Genomic DNA, 22,010 nt, shown 5'->3' on the forward strand with positions numbered 1-22,010 from the left:
GTGGCTGGGACTACCAAGAGCGGCAGCCGCAACGTGCTTTACATCGTGATCGGTGTGATCGTCGTCGCCGCGCTGGTCGGCTGGGCGATCGCGATGTTCCGAGGCGGCGGCTCTGGCACGAGCACCGCCGGCAACTACCCGGTCGCGCTGGAGGGCGCCGTGGTGGTCGCCGGCAAGAAGGCCCCGAACACCGTGGACGTCTACGAGGACCTGCTCTGCCCGATCTGCGGCCGGTTCGAGTCCAGCTACGGCGGCGACCTGACCAAGGCGATCAACGACGGCAAGATCCAGGTCAGGTATCACCCGGTGGCCATCCTGAACCGCCTGACCACCCCGCCCGGCTACTCCCAGCGCGCCGCGAACGCGGTGGTCTGCTCGGCCGAGGCCGGCGTGTTCAGCGCCTACCACGAGAAGCTCTACGCCGAGCAGCCCAAGGAGCGCTCGGCCGGCTACACCGACCAGCAGCTGATCGAGATGGCACAACAGGTCAAGGCGCCGGCGAGCTTCGCCCAGTGCGTGACGTCCAGCAAGCACCTGCGGGCGGTCCAGGTGGAGACCCAGCGGGCCGGCGGCGACGCCTCGCTGCGCGCGCCCGGTCGGGACAGCTTCGGCACCCCGACGATCATGGTGAACGGCAAGCGCGCCGACCTCGGCGACGACAACTGGCTGAAGAACATCACCAAGTAGTTCGTTAGAAGAGTCCGCGCAGCGGCTCGGGCACCTGCTCGCCCTCGCCGACGCGCAGCAGCCGCCGCGCCTTGCCCACCTCGGTGCGCGGCACGGTGCCCGGCTCGACCACCCACACCTGGCAGCCGACGCCGAGCCGCTCGCGCAGCGCTCCGGTCAGCTCCGCGCGCAGCGGCTCGGCGTCGAACGGGGTGGACATCGGCTCCACGGCCACCCGCAGCTCGGCGCGCGCCGGCTCCCGCCGGTCCTCCACGATCAGGTAGTGCGGGCTGACCCTCTCGTCCGCGAGCAGCACCGCCTCGATCTCGGTCGGGAACACGTTCACCCCGCGCACGACCAGCATGTCGTCGCGGCGCCCGAGCAGCTTGCTCATCCGGCGCAGCGTGCGCGGCGAACCCGGCGCCGGGCCGGCCAGCGTGGCGATGTCACCGCTGCGGTAGCGCAGCAGCGGCATCCCGGTCTTGGTCAGCGTGCTGAACACCAGCTCGCCCGGGGTGCCGTCCGGGACAGGGTTGCCGTCGGAGTCGATGGCCTCCACGTAGAAGTGGTCCTCGGCGACGTTGAGCATCCCCGCCGAGTCGAGCGACTCGCAGGCCACCCCCGGGCCGACGATCTCGGACAGCCCGTAGATGTCCAGCGCGCGCAGCCCGAGCAGCGCCTCGATCTGCGTTCGCATCCCCTCGGTCCATGGTTCGGCGCCGAACACGCCCGCTCGGAGTGACAGCTCGTCCGGGTGCGTGCCCGCCGCGCGCAGCGCCTCGCCGAGGTAGATCGCGTACGACGGGGTGCAGCACAGGATGTCCGGGCGTAGGTCGGCCAGCATCCGCAGCTGCCGGTCGGTCATCCCGGCGGACAGCGGCAGCACCGTGGCGCCCAGCCGCATCCCGCCGTGGTGCATCCCCTGCCCGCCGGTGAACAGCCCGTACCCGTACGCCACCTGGATGACGCTGGACCGGTTCGCCCCCGCGCCGCCGAGCGCGCGCGCCATCACCTCCGCCCAGATCGACACGTCCACCGCCGTGTACGGCACCAGCGACGGCCGCCCGCTGGTGCCCGACGAGCCGTGCAGGCACACCACGTCCTCGCGCGGCACCGCGATCAGCCCCCACGGGTAGTGCTCCCACAGGTCCGCCTTCGCCACCGTGGGCAGCTTCGCCAGCTCGTCCAGCGAGACGCCCGCGCCTGCGGTGACACCGGCCGCCCGCAACCGCTCCGCCTGCACGCCGTTCGCCGCCAGCAGCCGGTCCACCAGCTCCCGCAGCCGCCGTTCCTGCAGCTCACGCCGCTGTTCAGGCGGACACCCCTCGGCGTCGGGGTCGACCAGCGGCGGCGGGGAGGGGGCGTCGATGCTCACGGGGGGTGAGCGTATAGCGAACGGCCGGCCAAGTGGCCCCCCAAAGTCCGGGCGGCCGGTAGCCTGGGGTAGGTTGGTCACCAACGGGGCTGTGGCGCAGCTGGTAGCGCATCACACTGGCAGTGTGAGGGTCAGGGGTTCGAGTCCCCTCAGCTCCACCCTCTGGGGTTCTGTGTCTGCGGAGAGCGCAGACCGGGTCGGGTTCATGATGTTGGGGGGTCGAACCCCCCAAGCCCCCCACGGTGCGAGCTCCTCTTGACTCGGCGTGGTTGCGTTGGGTTTTGACTAGCGTCGGTGCTGGGTGCGGTGGGCGCCTATGGCTATGCCGATGATGGTGCAGGGGTTGGGGCCGTGGTTGCGCCAGGCGTGGCGGGTGCCGTTTTGGATGACGACGTCGCCTGCTCGTAGTTCGGTCTGGTCGCCGTCGTCCAGGTCCAGGGTGACTTCGCCGGAGATGACGACTACGTAGTCGATGCTGTCGGTGGTGTGCATGCCGGGGGTGTCGGGTTCCATTGCGGCCATTGCGCCCGGCATTTGCTGCTCCAGCTCGGCCAGGGCTTTGGCCGTGTCGAGGGTCGGAGGGGGGAGTGGGTTGCCTGGGGGGATTACGTTGATCATGAAGCGGGAGCCGTCTGGGGGTGGGAAGTAGGCCTCGGCGGGGGGTGGGGAGCCGTCGTTGGGGAAGGTGGGGTGGTCGTCGCGGCCCCATAGGCGGTAGGCGGCGTAGCCGGGCAGCAGGTCGGAGGTGATGGGCTCGACGTGGCTGTCGTCGACGACGTGGGCCTTGCCGTGGGGGTCGTGGCCGGTGACCACTCGGCGGACGTTCTGGCGCTGCATTGATCGCTCCTGGATACTGTGGCGTATTGATACGCTGGCGTATTGATACGGTAGCGTATCTTGCGGGTGGAAGGAGCGTCAATACGGTGGCGTATCTTGTTGCGGGTGGTGAGGGAGTCGGCGCGGTTGTCCGCCCGGGACTGGGCGCGGGCGGCGTTGAAGGCGATCGCGGCGGGTGGGTTGGTCGCGGTGGCGGTTGAGCCGTTGGCGCGGACGCTTGGGGTGACCAAGGGCAGCTTTTATGCGCACTACCGGAACCGGGACGAGCTGATTGCGGCGGCGCTCGACGAGTGGGTGCGGGGGCATGGTGAGGAGGGGCTCGCGGAGTTCGCCGCGATCACCGATCCGGAACGGCGGTTGCGCGAGCTGCTCACCACGGTGGTGCATGCCGTTCAGCCGTTGGCGCCGTCGGTGCACCTGAGCCTGCTCGGTGACCGCAACGACCCTCGGGTCAGGGACGCGGTTCGACGGGTCGACCGGGCACGGCTGGAGCTGTTGGCTCGGACCTATCGGGAGCTCGGGCTGTCGCCGGAGCGGGCGGAGTCTCGGGCGCGGGTGGCCTACGCGGCCATCCTCGGGCTGTTGCACCTGGCGCAGACCGATACGGAGGCCCCACGTTCGGATGCGCTCGCCGATGAGGCGGCCGCGGTCTTCTTGTCGTCATGACGCCGGTCAGGGGCGTCGACGGGCCGAGTTGCGTTTGACCAGCACGATGATCGTCGTGGCGACGGCGAGGGTGAGGCCGAGCAGCGGTAGGAGGATCAGCGTCGGCAGTACCGCGCCGAGGTGAGGGTTCGTCCCGACGCCGAAGCGGAGGGGGCGCTCGCTCTCGCAGGTCACCTGGTACTCGCCCGGTGTCGGGACGCGGATGTGGCTGATCAGCTCCCACTCGACGCCGCCGAGGCTGACCGACTGTTTGACGGTGGGCTTGACCAGCGGCTCCCAGCCCGGGGGCGCCGGCGACCGGCTGAACATCTGGCAGCTGAACCGGCTGGTCTGGTCGCCGGTGGCGTAGAGGGCCGGACTGTTCGCCGGGTCGAGGGTGACGGTGGCCCGTTCGCCGCCGGCGAAGGTCGTGGTCGGAACCGCGCTCGTGATGGTGCCGACGAAGGTGATGATCGCGACCACCACCAGCGCGACGCACAGCACCCAGCTCAAGACGATCCACAACAGGTGCGGACCGTGCTTTCGCGGGGCCGGGACGTACGCGGGGATCGGTGGGTTGAAAGCCGGGTCCGGTGCGGATGGATACATCGCTCCCCCAGTGGTTTCGGCAACCCATTGCTCGGGTTGACGAGGGGGACGATCCTGGCGATCGCTGTCCGGTTGGGTCGTGTTCATATGAGCTGGGTCACGTGAGGGGAAATGGTCTCTTCGTCACTAGTGTGAGCGCATGGGTTCGCAGGTGCCTGTGTGGATTCCGATTCTGGTGGCCTTTTTTGGTCTGAGTGGTGTGGTTGTGACGCAGGTTCTGGCCAGTCGGCGTGAAGCCAGGCGGCTGCGGGAGGAGTCGGAGCGGGAGGAGCGGCGCTGGCGGCGGGAACGGGACGCGCGGACGTACGAAGCCCGCTCGGCGGCGTACGCGCAGCTGGTCAGCGCGTTCGAGGCGTTCGACATGGCGATGTATTCGGCGAGGCTGGCGCGGTTGCGTGGGCTTGATCTTGATCCGGCGGACGTGGCCGAGCTGCGCGAGGTGCGCGGCAAGGTCCGGGAGTCGTTCGGGCCGGCCGTCCTTCTCGCGCCGGAGGAGGTCCGCCGGCTGATCCAAGAAGCGGGCGAGCCGCGGTTTCGTCATGTCGAGGCATTGCTCGCCACGGACGCCGACAAAGGCGCGCTCCGTTCCGAATGGGACGAAGGACAACGCCAGTACCGGTTGCTGCGACGCCACATGCGGATCGATCTGGGGCTGGATGCCGAGGCCGTCGAGGACATCGACCGGGACAGCGCTGCCAGGCGTGCGAAATGGGCGTAGCGACTAAACGATCATGATGATGGCCATGGCGGTGCCGCCTATTGCGGGGAAGAGCAGGAGGAAGTGGTAGGCCACGGCCAGGTATGCGATGGCGCGGGCCACGCCTTTCTTTGCGCCCCGGCGGCGCAGGTCGAGGAAGGAGGTCGCCGAGCTTGTGGGGCCGTGGGCCTCGGCGGGGGCGAGGATCCACAGGAACGGGGCGGTGAGCGTGAGGCCGATGAACAGGACCACGATCGTGACGGTCGGCCAGCCGGCGCTGTGGGTGATCGACGCGAGCAGGCCGAACACCGCGAGCACCGCGACCAGCGCGAGGAAGTAGGCGGTGATCACGCCGATGGCGCGCGGGACGGAGCCCCGGGCGGCGCGGGCGAGGCGGGCCAGTACTCGCTTCTCGTTGCGGAAGCCGACGTAGAGGCTCCACACGGCTATCGCGACCAGCAGGGTCGCGCGTAGCCACATCGGCACGCCTGGCCTCCCCACACTCGTGTCATCCGGGCTGGCCGACAGTGTCTCGGGAATGGGGCCTCGGCGCTGGGTGGGCGGCCGGGCGTTCCGCGGCGCATCCTTGACATCGCTCGCGGTGTGGCGTCTATTCTGGCTGAACTGCAAAAGTGCATTTTGCAATGCAAAAGTCAGGGTGTGTGGATGGCTTCTGAAGCGCGGGGCAGGGTTCGTTGGGCGATCGCGCTCATGCTGGGCGTGGGCGTGCTCATCAACTATTTCGACCGGGTCAACCTGTCGGTGGCCGCGCCGGGGTTGCGGCAGGACTTCGGGCTCTCGCCGGCGGAGCTGGGGATCCTGTTCTCCTCGTTCGCCTGGTCGTACGGGCTGATGCAGATCCCGATGGGGTTGCTCATGGACCGCATCGGGGTGCGCTGGCTGATGCGGCTGACCACCGTGCTGTGGTCGGTGGCCACGTTCATGACGGCGGCGGTCAGCGGGCTCGGGCTGGTCATGCTGTCGCGGATCCTGCTCGGCATCTCCGAGGCGCCGGCGCTGGTGTCCTCGCAGAAGGCCACCGGGTACTGGTTTCCCAGGCACGAGCGGGGGCTGTGTACGGCGATGTTCGACGGCGCCGCCAAGTTCTCCAACGTCGTCGGCGTGCCGTTGATGTCGGTGCTGGTGGTGGGCTGGGGCTGGCGGTCGGCGTTCGTGGTGTGCGGCGTGGTGAGCGTGCTGTTCGCCGTCGCGTTCTGGGTGTTCTACCGGAACCCGCGCGACATGCACCGGGCCGGGAAGCTGTCCGACGGCGAGCTGCGCTACATCACCGAGGGCGGCGCGCAGGACGAGACGGTGGTGCCGCCGAACCAGGTGTCGAACCTCGGCTACCTGCTGCGCCAGCGCAAGGTGTGGGGGCTCTCGCTCGGGTTCGCCTGCTACGGCTACGCGTTCTTCATGCTGTTGACCTGGCTGCCCAGCTACCTGGTCGACCAGATGCACATGACGGTGCTCAAGGGCGGGCTCTACACCGCCGTGCCGTGGCTGGTGGCCACCGCGGCGGACGTGCTGGTGGGCGGGCTGCTGGTGGACAAGCTGATCGCGCGCGGGCACGACGCGAACCGGGTGCGCAAGGCGGTGCTCATCGGCGGCATGGTGATGGGGCTGTGCGTGCTGTTCGCCGCGACCACCGACAACGCCGTCGCCGCCGTGACCTGGATCTCGCTGGGGCTCGGCGGGCTGTCCGCGTCCGCGCCGGTCGGTTCCAGCTGCGTCGCGCTGATCGCGCCGGAGGGCAGCGTCGGCGGGGTGGGCGGCATCCTGAACTTCACCAACCAGGTGTTCGCCTCGGCCGCGCCGATCGTCACCGGGTTCCTGGTCGCCGCGACCGGAAGCTTCGCGCCAGGGTTCGTCGCGGCCGCGATCATGATCGCGATCGGGATCGTCTGCTACCTGGTGCTGCTGGGCAACATCGAGCAGCTGCCGGCCAGGGCGGCGGTGGCCGGGCGCGGGGCGGTGGCCGGTGGTTGAGAACGTGTACGAGCTGGGGCACCTGACCCGTGAGGACGTCGCGCGCATCGCGCCGGACGCACTGCTCGCGCTGCCGGTCGGCTCGATCGAACAGCACGGGCCGGACCTGCCGCTGCTGACCGACTCCATGCTGGTGGACACGGTGCTGCGCCGCGCCGCCGCACGGGCCGCGACCGCCAGCGCGCTGGTGCTGGCCCCGCCGGTGTACTACGGCAACTCGCAGCACCACCTGTTCGCCTGCGCGGCCTCGGTCCGCCCCGAGACGCTGGCCGCCGTGCTCCGCGACCTGATCTCGTCCCTGTACGAAAGCGGGTTCCGGCGGTTCGTGCTGGTCAACGGGCATGGCGGGAACGACGAGACGGTCAGGGCGGTGACCAAGCAGGTCGTGCTGTCGCTGCCGATCGCGGTGGCGAGCTGCAACTACTGGGACGTGGCCCCGGGCGGCGCGTCGGAACCGGTGCCGGACGGGGCGCACGTGCCCGGCCACGCCGGCTGGTGGGAGGCGAGCCTGGCGCTCGCGGTCCGCCCGGAGCTGGTCCGCACCGACCGGCACACCACCGCCCCGCTCGGCCCGCCGGCGCTGCACGCGCGCGGCGAGCCGGCCGGGCTGAACATGCAGCGGCACGGCGAGTGGGCGCGCAGCGGCGGCACCACCGACCCGACGGCCGGGGCGAGCGCCGACGCCGGGGAACGGCTGCTGGCCGAACGGGTCGCCGCGGTGGCGGGAGCATTGCGCGCATTCGACGAGGCCACCCTGTGAAGATCGACGATCTGACGGTGTGGACGGTGAACGTGCCGTACAACCGGCCGTTCACCAGCTCGTTCGAGGTGCGGGCAGGGACTACGCGCACGGTGGTGCGGCTGCGGACCGACGACGGGCTGGAGGGCTGGGGCGAGACCATGCACGGCCGGCCGGTCGCCGCCATTGTCGAGCGGATCTTCCCGCGACTGCGCGGGGTGGACCCGTTCGCGCTGGAGCGCTCGGCGCAGGAGCTCCACATGGTGCCGTACTTCCACGGTTACCTGGGGGCCGCCGCGCTGGCCGCGGTGGACATGGCCCGCTGGGACCTGATCGGCAAGGCCACCGGGCAGCCGATCGCCAACCTCATCGGCGGCGCCATGGCCGACCGCGTCGAGGTGACCACCGTCCTCACCCCCGGCCTGGTCGGCGACCCGTCCGGCGCCCACGAGCTGGCCGACGCGCTGCTCGACGAGATCGCGCGGGTGCGCGCCACCGACGGCGGCCGGGTGTTCAAGATCAAGGGATCCACGGACGTCGAGCACGACGCGCGGCTGCTCGAACGCATCCGGGCCGGCCAGCCGGACATCGCGCTGCGGGTGGACCCGAACGCGCACTGGACTGTGCCGCGCACTCTCGAGTTCGGCCGGCGTCTGGAGGCGGTCGGGCTGGAGTACCTGGAGGATCCGGTCGCCGGGCTGGAAGCCATGGCGGCGGTGCGGGCGCGGGTGAACATCCCGCTGTGCACGAACATGTGCGTGATCGAGTTCGACGACTTCGCCCCGGCCGTGCGGCTCGGCGCGGTGGACGTGGTGCACGGCGACGTGCACCGCTGGGGCGGCATCGCGCCGACCAAGCGCCTGGCCGGCCTGTGCCAGACGTTCGGGTACGGGATGAACCTGCACAGCGGCGGCGAGGTCGGCATCTCCACGTCCGTGCACCTGCAGTTCGCCGCGACCACGCCGGCCATCGGCTACGCCATCGACACCGTGTACCAGTACCTGACCGGCGACATCATCACCGCGCCGTTCACCATCACCGACGGGCGCATGACACTGCCGACCGGGCCGGGGATCGGTGTCGAGGTAGATCTCGATGCGCTGGACGCCGCCGCCCGGCGCAACGAGCGCGAGGGCGACCTGCTGCTCTAGCCAGCCCCATTAGGGCTACCGAGCCGTGCTGTCAGTAACGGACCGGGCACGGTCCGCCACTCCACCGGGCCACCGCCCTGGCTGACCTGGGTAACCTGCTGCCGACGGCCGTCGACGCTGAGGGAGCACATCTATGAGCTTGAGTGACTACCTTGCCCAGCGATGGCCCCGAATCGTCCTGTTGTTCGTCCAGCATGCCGAGGTGGTGTTGATCGCCGTCGGCATCGCCACCGTGATCGGCGTCGGGCTCGGCGTCGCGCTGGAAGGCTATCCGAGGGTCAACCGTTTCGTGGTCAACCTGACCGGGTCGTTGCTGACGATCCCGTCGCTGGCGCTGTTCGGGCTGCTCATCCCGTTGCTCGGGCTGGGGCTGGGGCCGACGATCACCGCGCTGGTGGTGTACGCGATCTTTCCGATCCTGCGCAACACGCTGGCCGGGCTGGAGTCGGTGCCCGGCGCGGTGACGGACGCGGCGATGGGCATCGGGCTCAGCGGCGGCGGGCGGCTGCGGCTGGTGCGGTTGCCGCTGGCGTGGCCGGTGGTGCTGACCGGGGTGCGGGTGGCCACGATCATGAGCGTGGCGATCGCGGCGGTCGCGGCGGCGGTGAGCGGGCCCGGGCTCGGCCAGCTCATCTTCGACGGCCTGGCCAGGCTCGGCGGCGCGAACGCGCTCAACGAGGCGCTGGTCGGGACCGTCGCGGTGGCGGTGCTGGCGCTCGCGCTGGACCTGATGTTCGTGGTGATCGCCCGACTGACCACCTCGAGGGGGCTTCGATGACAGAACCGACGACCGAACCGACCGAGCCCCGCGCCCCGATCGTGCCGATCACGCCGAGCGGACCCTCGGGCACGCCGATGATCCGCCTCGACAAGGTCAGCAAGCACTACCCCGGCCAGCACCGCCCGGCCGTCGCCGAGCTGTCGCTGGACGTCGCCGCCGGCGAGACGGTGGTGCTGTTGGGGCCGTCGGGATGCGGCAAGACGACGACCCTGCGGCTGATCAACCGGATGACCGAGCCCAGCTCGGGCCGGATCTTTCTCAATGGCGAAGACGTCACCCGGGTCCATCCCGACCAGCTGCGCAGGCGCATCGGGTACGTCATCCAGCAGGTCGGGCTGTTCCCGCACATGACGATCGCGGAGAACGTCGGGCTGGTCCCGCGCACGCTGGGCTGGAGCCGCGAGCGCATCGCCGCGCGCGTCGACGAGCTGCTCGACCTGGTCGGGCTCGAACCGGCCGCCTACCGCCGCCGTTATCCCAAGCAGCTCTCCGGCGGCCAGCAGCAGCGGGTCGGGGTGGCCCGCGCGCTGGGCGCCGACCCACCGGTGATGCTGATGGACGAGCCGTTCGGCGCGGTCGACCCGATCACCCGGGAGCGGCTGCAGGACGAGCTGCTGAACCTGCAGGAGCGGATCCGCAAGACGATCGTGCTGGTCACCCACGACGTCACCGAGGCGGTCAAGGTCGGCGACCGGATCGCGCTGTTCGGCGAGAACGCGGCGATCGCCCAGTACGACACCCCGGAGCGGATCCTGGCCGCGCCGGCCGACAAGTTCGTCACGGCGTTCATCGGGTCCGGCGCGGCGATGCGCCGGCTGCGGCTGCACCCGGTCGGTTCGGTGGACCTGGACCCGGTGCACGTGGTCCGCGCGGGGGAGCGGCCCTCGGACGACGAGGGCTCCGGGCGGCGGCTGCTGGTCGACGACAGCGGGACGGTGCAGGGCTGGCTGCGTCCGATCGACGACCCGGCCAGCGGCGCGAGCCGGGGCGAGATCGCGGTGGTCCGCTCGGACCAGTGCGTCTACGAGGCGCTGGACGCGATGTTGCGCGCCCGCGACGACATGGCCGCGGTGCTGGACGAGAGCGGCGCGCCGGTGGGGGTGCTGACCTGGGCGGCGGTGGTGCGCAACCACCTGGCCCACGACCCCGACCCGGAGCCGCCGGACGGCGCCCCGCTGCTGGACCCGTCGCTGGATCCGTCGCTGGACCCGGAGCGATGAGCCGCCCGCTCTACCGGGCGGAGGCCGCCCGCGCCACCACCGAGGGCGGCGGCCGGACCGGGGTGACCAGCCTGTGGGCCACGCCGGCGCTGCTGCTCGCGGTGCTGGCGGCGCTGTACTTCTACCTGTCCAGGCTCCGGCTCGACACCATCGAGGCGCGCGCGATCAACCCGGGGGTGATCGGGACGCAGCTGGTCGAGCACCTCGAGCTGGTCGCGGTGTCCACGGTGTTGGTCATCGTGATCGCCGTGCCGCTCGGGGTGCTGCTCACCCGGCCGCGGCTGCGCCGGTTCGTGCCGGTCCCGATGGCGCTGGCGAACATCGGGCAGGCCGTGCCGACCATCGGGGTGCTGGTGCTGCTGGCGGTCACCATCGGCATCGGCTTCCAAAAGGCGATCATCGCGCTGGTGCTGGTCTCGGCGCTGTCGGTGCTGCGCAACACCATGGTCGGCATCCAGGGCATCGACCCGGCGCTGATCGACGCCGGCCGGGGCATCGGGCTGAGCAAGGCGACGGTGCTGTTCCGGATCGAGCTGCCGCTGGCGGTGCCGGTGATGCTCTCCGGCGTCCGGGTCGCGCTGATCTTCAACGTCAGCAGCGCCACCCTGGCCGCGTTCACCAACGCCGGCGGGCTCGGCGACCTGATCAACACCGGCATCGCCGTCAACCGCACCCCGATCCTGCTCACCGGCAGCGTCCTGACCGCCGTGCTCGCCCTGGCCATCGACTGGCTCGCCGGACTCGCCGAGCGCTTCCTGCGCCCGCACGGCCTGTAAACCCCGCCCGTAAGGAGAACCACAATGCGCCCACAGCTCGCACTGGCCGGAGCGGTCGTCGCCCTGGCCGCCGTGACGTCGGCCTGCTCGCTGAGCTCCACGGCCAGCGAGGTCAAGCCCGGCAGCCTCGCCGAGGGCGCCTCGCTCAACGGCGCCACGCTGACCGTCGGCTCCAAGGAGTTCACCGAGCAGCAGATCCTCGGCAAGATCACCGTCCACGCCCTGCGCGCGGCCGGCGCCGAGGTCATCGACCGCACCGGCCTGTCCGGCTCCAACATCGTCCGCACCGCCCTGCAGAACAAGCAGGTCGACATGTACTGGGAGTACACCGGGACGGCGTGGATCAACTTCCTCAAGCACACCGACCCGGTCCCGGACGCGGCCAAGCAGTACGACGAGGTGGCCAAGCAGGACCTCGCCCAGAACCACATCAAGTGGCTCACCCCGACCACGGCGAACAACACCTACGCGCTGGCCGCGAAGACCGAGACCGCCAAGCAGCTCGGCGTGGCCAACCTGTCCGACTTCGCCCGGCTGGTGCACGCCAACCCCGCCCAGGCCACCATGTGCGTGGCCAGCGAGTTCGCCGGCCGCAACGACGGCTGGCCCGGCCTGCAGAAGGCCTACGGCTTCACCGTCGAGCCCGCCCACCTGGCCACCCTGCAGGAGGGCGCGATCTACGACGCGATGGCCAAGCACAGCCCGTGCAACTTCGGCCAGGCCACCGGCACGGACGGTCGGGTGCTGGCGCTGGGCCTGACCGTGCTCGACGACGACAAGCACTTCTTCCCGATCTACAACCCGGCGCTCACGCTGCAGGACTCCGTCTACCAGAAGAACCCCGCCCTGGGCCCGATCTTCGAGAAGCTGGCCAAGGCGCTGGACACCCAGACGCTGCAGAAGCTCAACGGCGAGGTGGACGTCAAGGGCGGCGACCCGGCGCAGGTCGCCACGGACTGGCTGCAGTCCCAGGGCCTGATCGGCAAGTAGCTAAGGCGTGTCCCGTGGATCTATGCCGAGCGAGCGGTGATCCAGATTGTGGCTCGCAAGGCCGAGGAGCCGCCGATACCGGGGTTGTATCGGCGGCGACGAGAACGCCGCGAGGCGCGATCTGGGCGCCGCGCAGCCGGCTGGATGATCCACGGGACACGCCTTAGGTCAGCTGCAGGAACAGCTTGGCCTGCAGCTCGTTGAGGCGCGGGCCGTGCTCGCGGGCGTGGTGTGCGCAGAACAGGAGCTCGCCGCCGCCGGCCAGGACGACCTTCGCCTGGGCGGTGGCGCCGCACCTGTCACAGCGGTCGAGCGGGCTCAGGATCGGCACCGTGGTGATCGAGGTGGGCATGCTGGGAAGGATGCCCGGCTCGGCGGCGCTCAACCATCGAGCAGCCCCTACGGCCGGGGTGGGTGGACCCGCCAATCCGAGGTAGGGCTGACCCCCCGTCTACTGCTTGGAGTAGGCGAACGGGCGCACGGCGATGACCACGCGGTCCGGGGAGTCCGGCGGCGGGGCCGGGTCCGGGCGGCCGTAGCGGTGCGCCAGCTCGACGTAGAACGCGCCCGTCGGGTCCGGCGTGATGCTCTCCACGACGCCGCGCGCCTGCAGGTAGCGGTAGGGCTTCTCGGGGTCGAGCACGGACAGCGACACGTGCGGGTTGTGCTCGATGTTGCGCAGCTTGGCCCGGCGCGTGGTGTGGGTGAACCGCAGCAGCTCGCCGTCCCAGGAGAACCACATCGGGGTCACGGCGGGGTTGCCGTCCGGCCTGACGGTGGCCAGGTGCCCGAAGTTCGGCCGTTCCAGGAGGTCTTCGTATCCGTCCGGGATGTTGGTCATAAAGCCATCTTGACGCGGTTAGTGTCGAAGGTGTGGTAGGTCCGCTGGCGTGGCAGCCGTCGTTGTTCGGCGGCGGTGACGAGGCGCCGGCGATCGACCCGGGGTTTACCGGGCTGCGCCGTTCCGAGCTGGCGGAGGGCGCGTGGGTGGACGTGGTGCCGGGCTGGGTGCGGGGTGCGGACGCGCTGTTCGAGACGATGCTGGAGCGGACGCCCTGGCGGGGGCGCGAGGTGCACATGTACGAGCGCACCGTGGTGGAGCCCCGGCTGACCCACCGGTGGGTGCTCGCGGAGCGGCCGGAGCTGCCGGATCCGGTGCTGGTGCGGATGGCCACGGTGTTGTCCGGCCGGTACGGGGTGGAGTTCACGCAGGTGGGGGCCAACCTGTACCGGGACGGCGCGGACAGCGTGGCCTGGCACGGCGACCGGGTGGCCCGTGATTTGGAGACCGCGACGGTGGCGCTGGTGTCGCTGGGCGGCGTACGGCCGTTCCGGTTGCGCCCGGCCGCCGGCGGGCCGTCCGTGCGGTTCCTGCCCGGGCCGGGCGACCTGCTCGTGATGGGCGGCAGCTGCCAGCGGACCTGGCGGCACTCCGTGCCCAAAGCGCGCACCGCCGCCGCCCGCATCAGCATCCAGTTCCGGCATGCGTACAAGGGGTAGCCCGCACACCCACTTCGTACGTCGCACACGCGCTGAAGCAGGTGTGCCGGGCACGAACCGGGTGTGCGGGCGATCAGATGGCTAGCGCTTGACGATCACTTCGCGGCCGTTGTGGGGGCCGCCTTCGCAGCGGCGGGTTCGGTGGTCGTTGCGGTCGATCACGATGCGGCCGTGGTCGCGGGTGCACTGGTCGTCGTTGATCTGGATTGGACCGTGCGGGGGGCGGGGCGGGTCGGCCCAGGCGGAGGTGGTCGTCAGGGCGACGGCACCGAACGCGACGGCGACGGGGAGCAGCCCGCGCAGGGCCAGCGATGATCTGCGTGACATGGAGGTCCCTTTCTTTCGGGGGAGTGCGCCTTTGGCGCGGTGCGGAGTCAAACGGGCGAAGCTGGGAGTGGGCTGGGCCCGCGGTGCGGCGGGGCTGAAAGTGGGGGTTCTCAGCGGGGGTTCAGGTTTGGTCCATCTCTCGTCCAGCGTGCCCGTCGAGGCTGGTTGGCATGATCGAGACAGTCATCTCGCCCGTACGAGCCCGACCTCGGTGGGAGCGGCCCGCGCTCGGTGGGCTGCTGGCCGTGACGGCGGTGGGCTACCTGTGGGGGTTGGGGGCGTCCGGGTGGGCGAACTCGTACTACGCCGCCGCGGTGCAGGCCGGGACGTGGTCCTGGAAGGCGTTGCTGTTCGGGTCGTTGGATCCCGGGAACGTGATCACGGTGGACAAGCCGCCGGCGGCGCTGTGGGTGATGGGGCTGTCGGGGCGGCTGTTCGGGTTCTCGGCGTGGTCGATGTTGCTGCCGCAGGCGGTCATGGGGGTGGCCTCGGTCGCGTTGCTGTACGCGGCGGTGCGGCGGTGGTCGGGGGCGGGGGTGGCGCTCGGCGCGGCGGCGGTGCTGGCGTTCACGCCGGCGGCGGTGCTGGTGTTTCGGTACAACAACCCGGACGCGCTGCTGGTGCTGCTCATGGTCGCGGCCGGTTACACGACCGTGCGGGCGATCGATGCGGCGGGGAGGCGGGCCGGGACGCGGTGGGTGTTGGCCACGGGCGTGCTGCTGGGTTTCGGGTTCCTGGCCAAGATGCTGCAGGTCATGCTGGTGGTGCCGGCGCTGGTGGGGGTGTACCTGCTGGTCGCGGACGTGAGCTGGCGGCGGCGGGTCGGGCAGCTCGCCGGGGCGGCGGTGGCGATGGTCGTCTCGGCGGGGTGGTACGTCGCGTTGGTGGAGCTGTGGCCGGCGTCGTCGCGGCCGTACATCGGCGGTTCGAAGGGCAACTCGCTGCTGGAGCTGGCGCTGGGCTACAACGGGCTGGGGCGCATCTTCGGCCGGGGTGGGGGACCGCGGCCTGGGCCTGGACCCGTCGGCGGACCCACGCAGGGGCCTGGGCCGGGCGATCCGCACGTCGTGATTCTCGGCCCGGGAGGCCCGGGGTTCGGGCGGTCGCCGGGGATCGCCCGGATGTTCAACCCGGACTTCGGCGGGAACATCGGGTGGCTGCTGCCGGCCGCGGTGCTCGCGCTGGTGGCCGGGCTGTGGCTGACCAGGCGGGCGCCCAGGACGGACCGGACCAGGGCCGGGTTGGTGCTCTGGGGCCTGTGGTTGTTGGTGCACGGCGCGGTGTTCAGCTTCATGGGCGGCATCGTCCACCCGTACTACGTGGCGGCGATGGCGCCCGGGCTGGCCGGTGTGCTGGCCGTCGGCGGCGGGCAGGTGTGGGCGCGGCGGGAGCATCCGGCGGCGCGCGGCGTGCTCGCGGCCGGTGTGCTGGGTACGGCGGTCACGGGTGTCGTGCTGTTGGGGCGGACGCCGGAGTTCCTGCCGTGGCTGTGCTACGCGGTGCTCGGCGGCGCGGGCCTGGCGGTGGCGTTGTTGCTGGTGCGGCACCGGGGCAGGTGGGTCATGGTGGTCGCGCTGGTAGCGGTGGTGGCGGTGGCCGGCGGGGCCGTCGGGTACTCGGCGGACACCGCGCTGAGGGCGTATCGGGGTGGGGTCATCTCGGCCGGGCCGGCGAACGGCCTGGACATGCCCGGCGCTCCGGGTGCCCCCGGCGCTCCCGGTGTCGCCCGGGGCGGGCCGGGTGCCGCGGTCGTCGACGATCCCGCGCTGGTCGCGCTGCTGCGGTCGGCGGGGACCAGGTGGGCGGCGGCCGCCGTCGGTTCGGACGACGCGGGCGGGCTGGCGCTGGCCAGTGGCACGGCGGTGATGGACATCGGCGGGTTCAACGGCAGCGACCCGGCCCCCACGCCGGAGCAGTTCCAGGACTGGGTGGCGCGCGGCGAGGTCCGCTACTTCGTCAGCCCGCACCAGACGCACACCCCGCCGCGCGGCGCGGGCGGCGAGCTGACGGCGGGGCAGCGCATCGAGGACTGGGTCCGCGCGCACTACCGGGCGACCACGATGGGCGACTACACCGTCTACGACCTCAGCTCGCCGCCGGCAGCCGGACGGTGACCCGGGTGCCGGCCTCCGGGGTGGTGTCGAAGTCGATCGTGCCACCGTGCCCGCTGACCAGCGTGTCCACGATCGACAACCCCAGACCGGAGCCACCGCGCGCCCTGGTCCGCGCGGTGTCCGCGCGCCAGAACCTGTCGAACACGTGCGCGGCCTGCCGAGGGGTCAGGCCGGGGCCGTCGTCCGCGACCTCCACCCGCACCTCGGTGTCGGTCGTGCTCACCCGGACCCGGATCGGGCCGCCGGGCCGGGTGTGCACCGCCGCGTTGGTGAGCAGGTTGAACAGCACCTGCAGGAGCTGGTCGCGGTCGCCGCGCACCACCGCGCCCGGGCGGGCGTCCAGGCTGACCTCCCGGTCGGGATGCGCCGCGCGGATGTCCGCGACCGCGTCGGCGGCCAGCTCGTCCACCGCCACCGGCTCGTCGCGGCACGGGCGGCCGTTGCGGGTGTTCGACGAGCGGGCGAGCGTCAGCAGGTCCTCGACCAGGCGGGACATCCTGGCCCCCTCGTCGGTCATCCGGCGCAGCGCGTCCGCCGACTCCGGGTCGCGCTGGACGCCGTCGCGGCGTTCCCGCAGGCCGATCAGCTCGGCGTAGCCGCGCAGCGAGGTCAGCGGGGTGCGCAGCTCGTGCGAGGCGTCGGCCAGGAACTGCCGCATCCGCTGCTCGCTGTCCTGGCGGCCGGCGACCTCGGTCTGCACGGCGGTGAGCATGGTGTTGAACGCCTCGGCGAGCTGGCCGACCTCGGTGCCGGCCGGCGCCGCCGGCACCCGCCGGCCCAGCCCGCCGCGCCCGGTGGAGACCTCCTCGGCGACGGCGCGGGCGGTGCCGGTCACCCGGGACAGCGGGCGGATGCCCCACCGCACCGCCCAGAGCCCGACCACGCCGGTGCAGGCCAGCGCGATCCCGCCGACCAGCAGCTCGAGCATCAGCAGCCGGTTCAGGGTGGCGTCCACGTCGTCCAGCGAGATCGCCACCACCTGGTACCCGCCGCCCGGGCTGGGCCGTGCCAGCGCCCGCGCGGCGACGCCCTGGTCGTCGGTGATCAGCGTCGGGCGGTCCCGGTCGACGATCACCCGGACGTTGTCCGACGGCGACGGGCGCAGCGGCCGGGACAGCAGGTTCACCACGCACGGGCCGAGCGGCTCGCCGCCGGAGTCCAGCCGCACCACCAGGAACGGCCGGTGCGGCGTGGGCGGCGGCGGGGGCGGCGGGAGGTCGCCGTCGGACCGGTAGCAGACCCGGTCCACCAGGTCGGGCGGGGTGGCCACCAGCTGGTTGTCCACCCGGGAGACCAGGAACGCGCGCAGCGCCACGTAGGTGATCGTGGAGACGGTCCCGATCGCCACCCCGACCAGGAGCATCACCGCGATGACCATCCGGGCGCGCAGGCTCACGGCCGACCCGCGCTCACGCCCGCTGCGCCGGCCGGGGCGCCTTGAGCACGTAGCCGGCGCCCCGGATGGTGTGGATCAGCTTGGGCTCGTCGGTGTCCACCTTCTTGCGCAGGTAGCCGATGTAGCTCTCGACGATGTTGGCGTTGCCGCCGAAGTCGTAGTTCCAGACCCGCTCCAGGATCGTCGACTTGGACAGCACCACCCGCTCGTTGCGCATCAGCAGCCGCAGCAGCTCGAACTCGGTGGTGGTCAGGGTGATCTCCCGGTCGCCCTTGCGCACCTCGCGGCTGTCCTCGTCCAGCTCCAGGTCGTCCACCCGCAGCACCGACCCGCGCACCTGCGGCCCCGGCGCGGTCCTTCGCAGCACCGCGTGCACCCTGGCCAGCAGCTCCTCCAGGCTGAACGGCTTGACCACGTAGTCGTCGGCGCCCGCGCGCAGCCCGGCCACCCGGTCCGGCCCCGCGTCGCGGGCGGTCAGGAACACCACCGGCACCCCGGACCCGCCGGCCCGCAGCCGGCGCAGCACCTCGAACCCGTCCGGGTCGTCGTCGGTCGAGCCGCCCAGCATCACGTCCAGCACCACCAGATCCGGCCGGTGCTCGGCGACGGCGATGAGCGCGCGCATGCCGTTGTCCGCGACGAACACCTCGAACCCGTCGAACCGCAGCACCGAGGCGACCAGGTGCGCGACGTTCTCCTCGTCGTCGACCACCAGAACCCGTTGCCGTGTCATGACCCGGGTCTACTCGGGCGGCCTGGAATTCGCCTGAACGCTCGCTGTGAACCCGCTGAGTTCACGGCGCGGGCTTTCATAAACCGAGCGCGCGGTCTAATAATGGAGCCATGGAGACGATCGTCGACGAGCCGTCGTGGCTGCGCACCGGGTCCTGGTTCGGATGCCCGCTGGTCGGTGCCGCGTTGGGCGCGGGTGCCTGGGCCGTCGCCGCGTGGATCAGCGCCCTGCCGGCGTTCCCGTACAGGGGCGTGTTCCAGCTGCTCACGAACCTGCCGCAGCCGTGGGCGACGCTGGTCCCGGTCGGCGGCGGGCTGGTGCTCGGGCTGCTGTTCGCGGCGGACTGGGCGCACAAGCGGCTGGTCGTGACGGTGTCGCCGACCCGGGTCACGCTGGTCCGGGGCGACCGGACCCGCCGCATCGACGCCGACCTCGGCGCCGTCTACCTGGACGGCAAGGAGCTGGTGCTGCGCACCACCGACGGCCGCGAGATCGCCAGGGAGAAGACCGACCTCGGCCGCACCGAGCTGTCCAGGGCGTTCGCCGAGCACGGCCGTCCCTGGTACGACGAGCCGCCCGCCGAGCGATGAGGACCGTCGACCCCGTCAAACAGGCGGCCAAGCGTCGCGCGATCGTCGACGCCGCCGCCGGGTGCTTCGCCCAGAAGGGCTTCGAACGGACCACCACGGCGGACATCTGCCGGGCCGCGGGGATCAGCTCCGGCAGCCTCTTCTACTACTTCCCGAGCAAGCGCGCGGTGTTCACGGCGATCTTCGAGGAGGACGCCAGGGAGACCGCCGACCGGCTCGCGGCGTCGATGTCGGCGGCCGACCCGTGGGTGGCACTGCTCGACCTCGTCGCCGAGCGGGCCGACGAGGTCATGCACCCCGGCGTCGTCCGGCTCGTGCTGGAGGCCGCCGCGCACGCCGCGCGCGACGAGGAGTTCGCCGAGCTGATCCGGCGCACCGACGCGGCGCTGCGCGACGGCCTGACCGTCCTGGTCGAGCGGGCCGCCGACGCCGGGCTGATCGATCCCGGTGTCGCGCCGAGTGCGGCGGCCGGGTGGGTCGCCGCGCTGGTCGACGCGCTGATCTCGCGGGCCAGCCTCGATCCGGACCTCGACCCGTCCGCCGAGCGGGCGGTCCTGCGGACGATCCTGGTGCGCTTCCTGCGGCCGGTTGCGGGTGCGGGTGTCAGCCCGGGTGCTTGCGGCCGATGAGCTGGAACAGGCGCGCGGTGTGCATGTACGGGTGCCGGCCGGTGAGGGCCAGCTCGAGGCGTTCGAGGTCGGCGAAGAAAGCCGGGTCGTGCTTGCGCTCGTCGTCGGTGATGTAGTCGCAGATCGTGCGGATGCCGTAGTGGCCGGTGACCGGGCAGCCGAGCCGGTCGAGGATCTCGCCGAGCTCCTCGGCGGTGTGCAGCGTCATCGTGGTGTCGAAGGTGACGGTTCGCGTCCGGTCGGTGTCCAGCGCGGCGAGGGCGGCGGTGGGGTCCGCCTGGCGGACGGCGATGTTCAGCGGGGTCGCGTGGCGGTTGACGGCCATGACCGAGAGCACGCCGCCGGGCCGTAGCGCGGTGACCGCGCGGGCGAGGGCGGCGGCGGTGTCGTCCAGGTACTGGAGCAGGTTGTGGCAGAGCACCAGGTCGTAGCGGCCGTCGGCGATGTCGTGGGGCAGCTCGGTGACGTCGGCTTCGATGAGGGTGACCCGCTCGGTGACGTCGGCGCCGACGGCCCGCCGGGTCGCGGCGGCGAGCATCTCCGGGGCGTTGTCGACGATCGTGACGTGGTGTCCGCGTTCGGCCAGCCGGACGGTGTCGGCGCCGTCTCCGCCGCCCAGGTCGAGGATCCGTAGCGGCCCGTCGTCGAGGCCGTCGAGGTGCTTGGCGAGGTTCGTCTCGGCCAGCGTGTAGCGCAGCCGGCCCCAGGGGCTTTCCTGCCACTCGTGCCAGGCGGTCATCGTGGTGTCGTCCCGCATTCGGCCGACGGTAGCCCTCGGGTTCTCAGCCGATGTCCAGCGGCGCTCAGGGAGGGCTTCAGCCGGCCGCGTCATACCTGGAGGCGCGGGCTCGAAACCGGGCCCGGACGGCCGAGCGAAGCGGGTGAGGCGTGAGCGTGGCAGCGGAGGCGCCGGGGCGCCACGGCGTGACCGGCACGGCGACGGTGGAGATCACCATCCCGGTGTACAACGAGGAGCGCGCGCTGCCGGGCTGCGTGCGGACCCTGCACAGGTACCTCAGCGAGCGGTTCCCGGTGCCGTGGCGGATCACCATCGTGAACAACGCCAGCACCGACGCGACGGCCGCCGTGGCGCGGGCGCTGGCCGGGCGGTACGCCGGTGTCGGCGTGCTCGACCTGGCCGCCAAGGGGCGTGGACTGGCGCTGCGCGAGTCGTGGGGGCGCAGCGACGCCGACGTGGTGGTCTACATGGACGTCGACCTGTCGACCGGGCTGGACGCGCTGTTGCCGCTGGTCGCGCCGCTGCTCAACGGGCACTCCGACATCGCCATCGGGTCCCGGCTGGCGCCGGGCGCGCGGATCGTGCGCGGCGTGCGGCGGGAGGTCGTGTCGCGGTGCTACAACGCGCTGCTGCGGTTCGGCCACGGCGCGCGGTTCTCCGACGCGCAGTGCGGGTTCAAGGCGGCGCGCACCGACGTGCTGCGCGCGCTGCTGCCCGCGGTGCGCGACGGGTCGTGGTTCTTCGACACCGAGCTGTTGCTGCTGGCCGAGCACAACGGGCTGCGGATCCACGAGGTGCCGGTGGACTGGATGGAGGACGTGGACAGCCGCGTCGACGTGGTCGGCACCGCGTGGGAGGACCTGCGCGGGCTGTGCCGGGTGGCGCTGGCCAAGGCGAACGGCGACGCCCGGGTGGCCGGGCTGCCCCGCCGGCCCGAGCTGGCCCCGACCCACCCGGACGCGGTGCTCGCCCCGGGTGCGAGGCGGGCGCGGACCGGCCGGCAGCTGCTGTGGTTCGCGGTGATCGGGCTGGCCAGCACCGCGCTGACCGTGGCACTGTACGCGCTGCTGCGCGAGGCGCTGGCGCCGCTGGCCGCCAACCTCGCCGCTCTCGTGGTGACCACCGTGCTCAACACCGAGGCCAACCGACGGCTCACGTTTCTCGGGGCTCGTGCCGGAACCGGCCGGGTGCACGCCAAGGGCCTGCTGGTGTTCGCGCTGTACTACGCGTTCACCTCCGGGGCGTTGCTGCTGCTCGACGCGCTGGTGCCGGAGCCGGGGCGGGCGCTGGAGCTGCTCGTGCTGGTGGCGGCGTCCGCACTGGGCACCGCCGCCCGGTTCGCGCTGCTGCGCACCTGGGTGTTCAGCCACCGGTAGCGCCGCACGGACAAGAGAAGGAACACGGCGCTGACCGGTAGCGAACCACCGTGATGCGCATACACCCGCAACGAAGGCGCAAACTTCGCCGCCTCCCGCACCCAGTTCCCCACCAACGAGACCGGGCACAC

Annotated in this window: 25 protein-coding genes and 1 tRNA gene; 16 read left to right on the top strand and 10 right to left on the bottom strand. The window is 71.7% G+C overall.

Annotated features, from left to right (window positions below):
* The gene (locus N912_RS0146530; protein WP_084212035.1) at positions 1-687 is read left to right on the top strand and encodes a DsbA family protein; all 687 of its coding nucleotides are present in this window, start codon (positions 1-3) and stop codon (positions 685-687) included.
* 4 nt (positions 688-691) lie between these two features.
* On the opposite strand, the gene N912_RS0146535 is transcribed toward N912_RS0146530, so the two are convergent.
* Complete coding sequence (locus N912_RS0146535; RefSeq protein ID WP_245645950.1) at positions 692-2,041, bottom strand: phenylacetate--CoA ligase family protein; 1,350 nt, start codon at positions 2,039-2,041, stop codon at positions 692-694.
* 85 nt (positions 2,042-2,126) lie between these two features.
* Here N912_RS0146535 and N912_RS0146540 point away from each other — a divergent pair.
* Positions 2,127-2,199, top strand: a tRNA-Ala gene (locus N912_RS0146540).
* Between the two features lie 127 nt (positions 2,200-2,326).
* On the opposite strand, the gene N912_RS0146545 is transcribed toward N912_RS0146540, so the two are convergent.
* Positions 2,327-2,878 carry a cupin domain-containing protein gene (locus N912_RS0146545; RefSeq protein ID WP_028927815.1) on the bottom strand — a complete coding sequence of 184 codons (552 nt, stop codon included), beginning with the start codon at positions 2,876-2,878 and terminating at the stop codon, positions 2,327-2,329.
* Between the two features lie 105 nt (positions 2,879-2,983).
* Here N912_RS0146545 and N912_RS59140 point away from each other — a divergent pair, with 105 nt between their 5' ends.
* Positions 2,984-3,544 carry a TetR/AcrR family transcriptional regulator gene (locus N912_RS59140; RefSeq protein ID WP_051581757.1) on the top strand — a complete coding sequence of 187 codons (561 nt, stop codon included), beginning with the start codon at positions 2,984-2,986 and terminating at the stop codon, positions 3,542-3,544.
* Positions 3,545-3,550: 6 nt separating this feature from the next.
* On the opposite strand, the gene N912_RS0146555 is transcribed toward N912_RS59140, so the two are convergent.
* A complete protein-coding gene (locus N912_RS0146555; RefSeq protein WP_028927816.1) occupies positions 3,551-4,036 on the bottom strand; it encodes a hypothetical protein in 486 nt (161 codons plus the stop codon).
* Positions 4,037-4,271: 235 nt separating this feature from the next.
* Here N912_RS0146555 and N912_RS59145 point away from each other — a divergent pair, with 235 nt between their 5' ends.
* On the top strand, positions 4,272-4,850 hold the full coding sequence (locus N912_RS59145) for a hypothetical protein (RefSeq protein ID WP_051581758.1): 579 nt from the start codon (positions 4,272-4,274) through the stop codon (positions 4,848-4,850).
* Positions 4,851-4,853: 3 nt separating this feature from the next.
* On the opposite strand, the gene N912_RS0146565 is transcribed toward N912_RS59145, so the two are convergent.
* On the bottom strand, positions 4,854-5,315 hold the full coding sequence (locus tag N912_RS0146565; RefSeq protein ID WP_156994421.1) for a hypothetical protein: 462 nt from the start codon (positions 5,313-5,315) through the stop codon (positions 4,854-4,856).
* A 180-nt stretch (positions 5,316-5,495) separates the two neighbouring features.
* Here N912_RS0146565 and N912_RS59150 point away from each other — a divergent pair, with 180 nt between their 5' ends.
* The 7 genes from N912_RS59150 (at position 5,496) to N912_RS0146600 (ending at position 12,475) form a co-directional block, all read left to right on the top strand.
* Positions 5,496-6,818, top strand: coding sequence for an MFS transporter (locus tag N912_RS59150; protein WP_051581763.1), 1,323 nt, complete (start codon positions 5,496-5,498; stop codon positions 6,816-6,818).
* Positions 6,811-7,578: a creatininase family protein gene (locus N912_RS0146575; RefSeq protein ID WP_037070219.1), complete on the top strand. Its 768-nt coding sequence runs from the start codon at positions 6,811-6,813 to the stop codon at positions 7,576-7,578. The genes N912_RS59150 and N912_RS0146575 overlap by 8 nt, the downstream gene beginning before the upstream one ends.
* Positions 7,575-8,708 carry a mandelate racemase/muconate lactonizing enzyme family protein gene (locus N912_RS0146580; RefSeq protein WP_028927819.1) on the top strand — a complete coding sequence of 378 codons (1,134 nt, stop codon included), beginning with the start codon at positions 7,575-7,577 and terminating at the stop codon, positions 8,706-8,708. The genes N912_RS0146575 and N912_RS0146580 overlap by 4 nt, the downstream gene beginning before the upstream one ends.
* Positions 8,709-8,841: 133 nt before the next feature.
* On the top strand, positions 8,842-9,486 hold the full coding sequence (locus N912_RS0146585; RefSeq protein ID WP_028927820.1) for an ABC transporter permease: 645 nt from the start codon (positions 8,842-8,844) through the stop codon (positions 9,484-9,486).
* Positions 9,487-9,563: 77 nt separating this feature from the next.
* On the top strand, positions 9,564-10,709 hold the full coding sequence (locus N912_RS59155; RefSeq protein ID WP_051581764.1) for an ABC transporter ATP-binding protein: 1,146 nt from the start codon (positions 9,564-9,566) through the stop codon (positions 10,707-10,709).
* Positions 10,706-11,485 (top strand): ABC transporter permease, encoded by a 780-nt coding sequence (locus N912_RS0146595; RefSeq protein WP_084212037.1) that lies wholly within the window; start codon positions 10,706-10,708, stop codon positions 11,483-11,485. Before N912_RS59155 ends, N912_RS0146595 begins: the two co-directional genes overlap by 4 nt.
* Positions 11,486-11,509: 24 nt before the next feature.
* Entirely contained in the window at positions 11,510-12,475 is a 966-nt protein-coding gene (locus tag N912_RS0146600; RefSeq protein WP_028927822.1) for a glycine betaine ABC transporter substrate-binding protein, read from the top strand.
* Between the two features lie 163 nt (positions 12,476-12,638).
* Here N912_RS0146600 and N912_RS0146605 read toward each other — a convergent pair whose 3' ends face one another.
* Positions 12,639-12,827: a DUF7455 domain-containing protein gene (locus tag N912_RS0146605; protein ID WP_028927823.1), complete on the bottom strand. Its 189-nt coding sequence runs from the start codon at positions 12,825-12,827 to the stop codon at positions 12,639-12,641.
* A gap of 99 nt (positions 12,828-12,926) precedes the next feature.
* Positions 12,927-13,316, bottom strand: coding sequence for a PPOX class F420-dependent oxidoreductase (locus N912_RS0146610; RefSeq protein ID WP_028927824.1), 390 nt, complete (start codon positions 13,314-13,316; stop codon positions 12,927-12,929).
* 32 nt (positions 13,317-13,348) lie between these two features.
* Here N912_RS0146610 and N912_RS0146615 point away from each other — a divergent pair, with 32 nt between their 5' ends.
* A complete protein-coding gene (locus tag N912_RS0146615) occupies positions 13,349-13,975 on the top strand; it encodes an alpha-ketoglutarate-dependent dioxygenase AlkB (RefSeq protein WP_028927825.1) in 627 nt (208 codons plus the stop codon).
* 81 nt (positions 13,976-14,056) lie between these two features.
* Here the strand turns inward: N912_RS0146615 and N912_RS0146620 are convergent, their stop codons facing one another.
* Positions 14,057-14,302, bottom strand: a complete 246-nt coding sequence (locus N912_RS0146620; RefSeq protein ID WP_028927826.1) for a hypothetical protein — start codon at positions 14,300-14,302, stop codon at positions 14,057-14,059.
* Positions 14,303-14,472: 170 nt separating this feature from the next.
* On the opposite strand from N912_RS0146620, the gene N912_RS0146625 reads away from it, so the two are divergent.
* Positions 14,473-16,416 carry a glycosyltransferase family 39 protein gene (locus N912_RS0146625; protein WP_084212039.1) on the top strand — a complete coding sequence of 648 codons (1,944 nt, stop codon included), beginning with the start codon at positions 14,473-14,475 and terminating at the stop codon, positions 16,414-16,416.
* Here N912_RS0146625 and N912_RS59160 read toward each other — a convergent pair.
* Both N912_RS59160 and N912_RS59165 read right to left on the bottom strand, forming a co-directional pair.
* Entirely contained in the window at positions 16,388-17,812 is a 1,425-nt protein-coding gene (locus N912_RS59160) for a HAMP domain-containing sensor histidine kinase (protein ID WP_051581760.1), read from the bottom strand. The genes N912_RS0146625 and N912_RS59160 overlap by 29 nt on opposite strands.
* Positions 17,813-17,825: 13 nt before the next feature.
* On the bottom strand, positions 17,826-18,545 hold the full coding sequence (locus tag N912_RS59165; protein WP_037070221.1) for a response regulator transcription factor: 720 nt from the start codon (positions 18,543-18,545) through the stop codon (positions 17,826-17,828).
* A 110-nt stretch (positions 18,546-18,655) separates the two neighbouring features.
* Here N912_RS59165 and N912_RS0146640 point away from each other — a divergent pair, with 110 nt between their 5' ends.
* Both N912_RS0146640 and N912_RS0146645 read left to right on the top strand, forming a co-directional pair.
* Positions 18,656-19,135, top strand: a complete 480-nt coding sequence (locus N912_RS0146640) for a YqeB family protein (RefSeq protein ID WP_028927828.1) — start codon at positions 18,656-18,658, stop codon at positions 19,133-19,135.
* The gene (locus N912_RS0146645; RefSeq protein ID WP_028927829.1) at positions 19,132-19,764 is read left to right on the top strand and encodes a TetR/AcrR family transcriptional regulator; all 633 of its coding nucleotides are present in this window, start codon (positions 19,132-19,134) and stop codon (positions 19,762-19,764) included. Before N912_RS0146640 ends, N912_RS0146645 begins: the two co-directional genes overlap by 4 nt.
* Here the strand turns inward: N912_RS0146645 and N912_RS0146650 are convergent.
* The gene (locus N912_RS0146650; RefSeq protein WP_028927830.1) at positions 19,739-20,521 is read right to left on the bottom strand and encodes a methyltransferase domain-containing protein; all 783 of its coding nucleotides are present in this window, start codon (positions 20,519-20,521) and stop codon (positions 19,739-19,741) included. The genes N912_RS0146645 and N912_RS0146650 overlap by 26 nt on opposite strands.
* 131 nt (positions 20,522-20,652) lie before the next feature.
* On the opposite strand from N912_RS0146650, the gene N912_RS0146655 reads away from it, so the two are divergent.
* Positions 20,653-21,879, top strand: a complete 1,227-nt coding sequence (locus tag N912_RS0146655) for a glycosyltransferase (protein WP_084212041.1) — start codon at positions 20,653-20,655, stop codon at positions 21,877-21,879.
* Positions 21,880-22,010: the final 131 nt, after the last annotated feature.

It is taken from the genome of Actinospineispora acaciae DSM 45401 (genome assembly GCF_000620785.1).
Taxonomy (GTDB): Bacteria; Actinomycetota; Actinomycetes; order Mycobacteriales; family Pseudonocardiaceae; genus Pseudonocardia; species Pseudonocardia acaciae.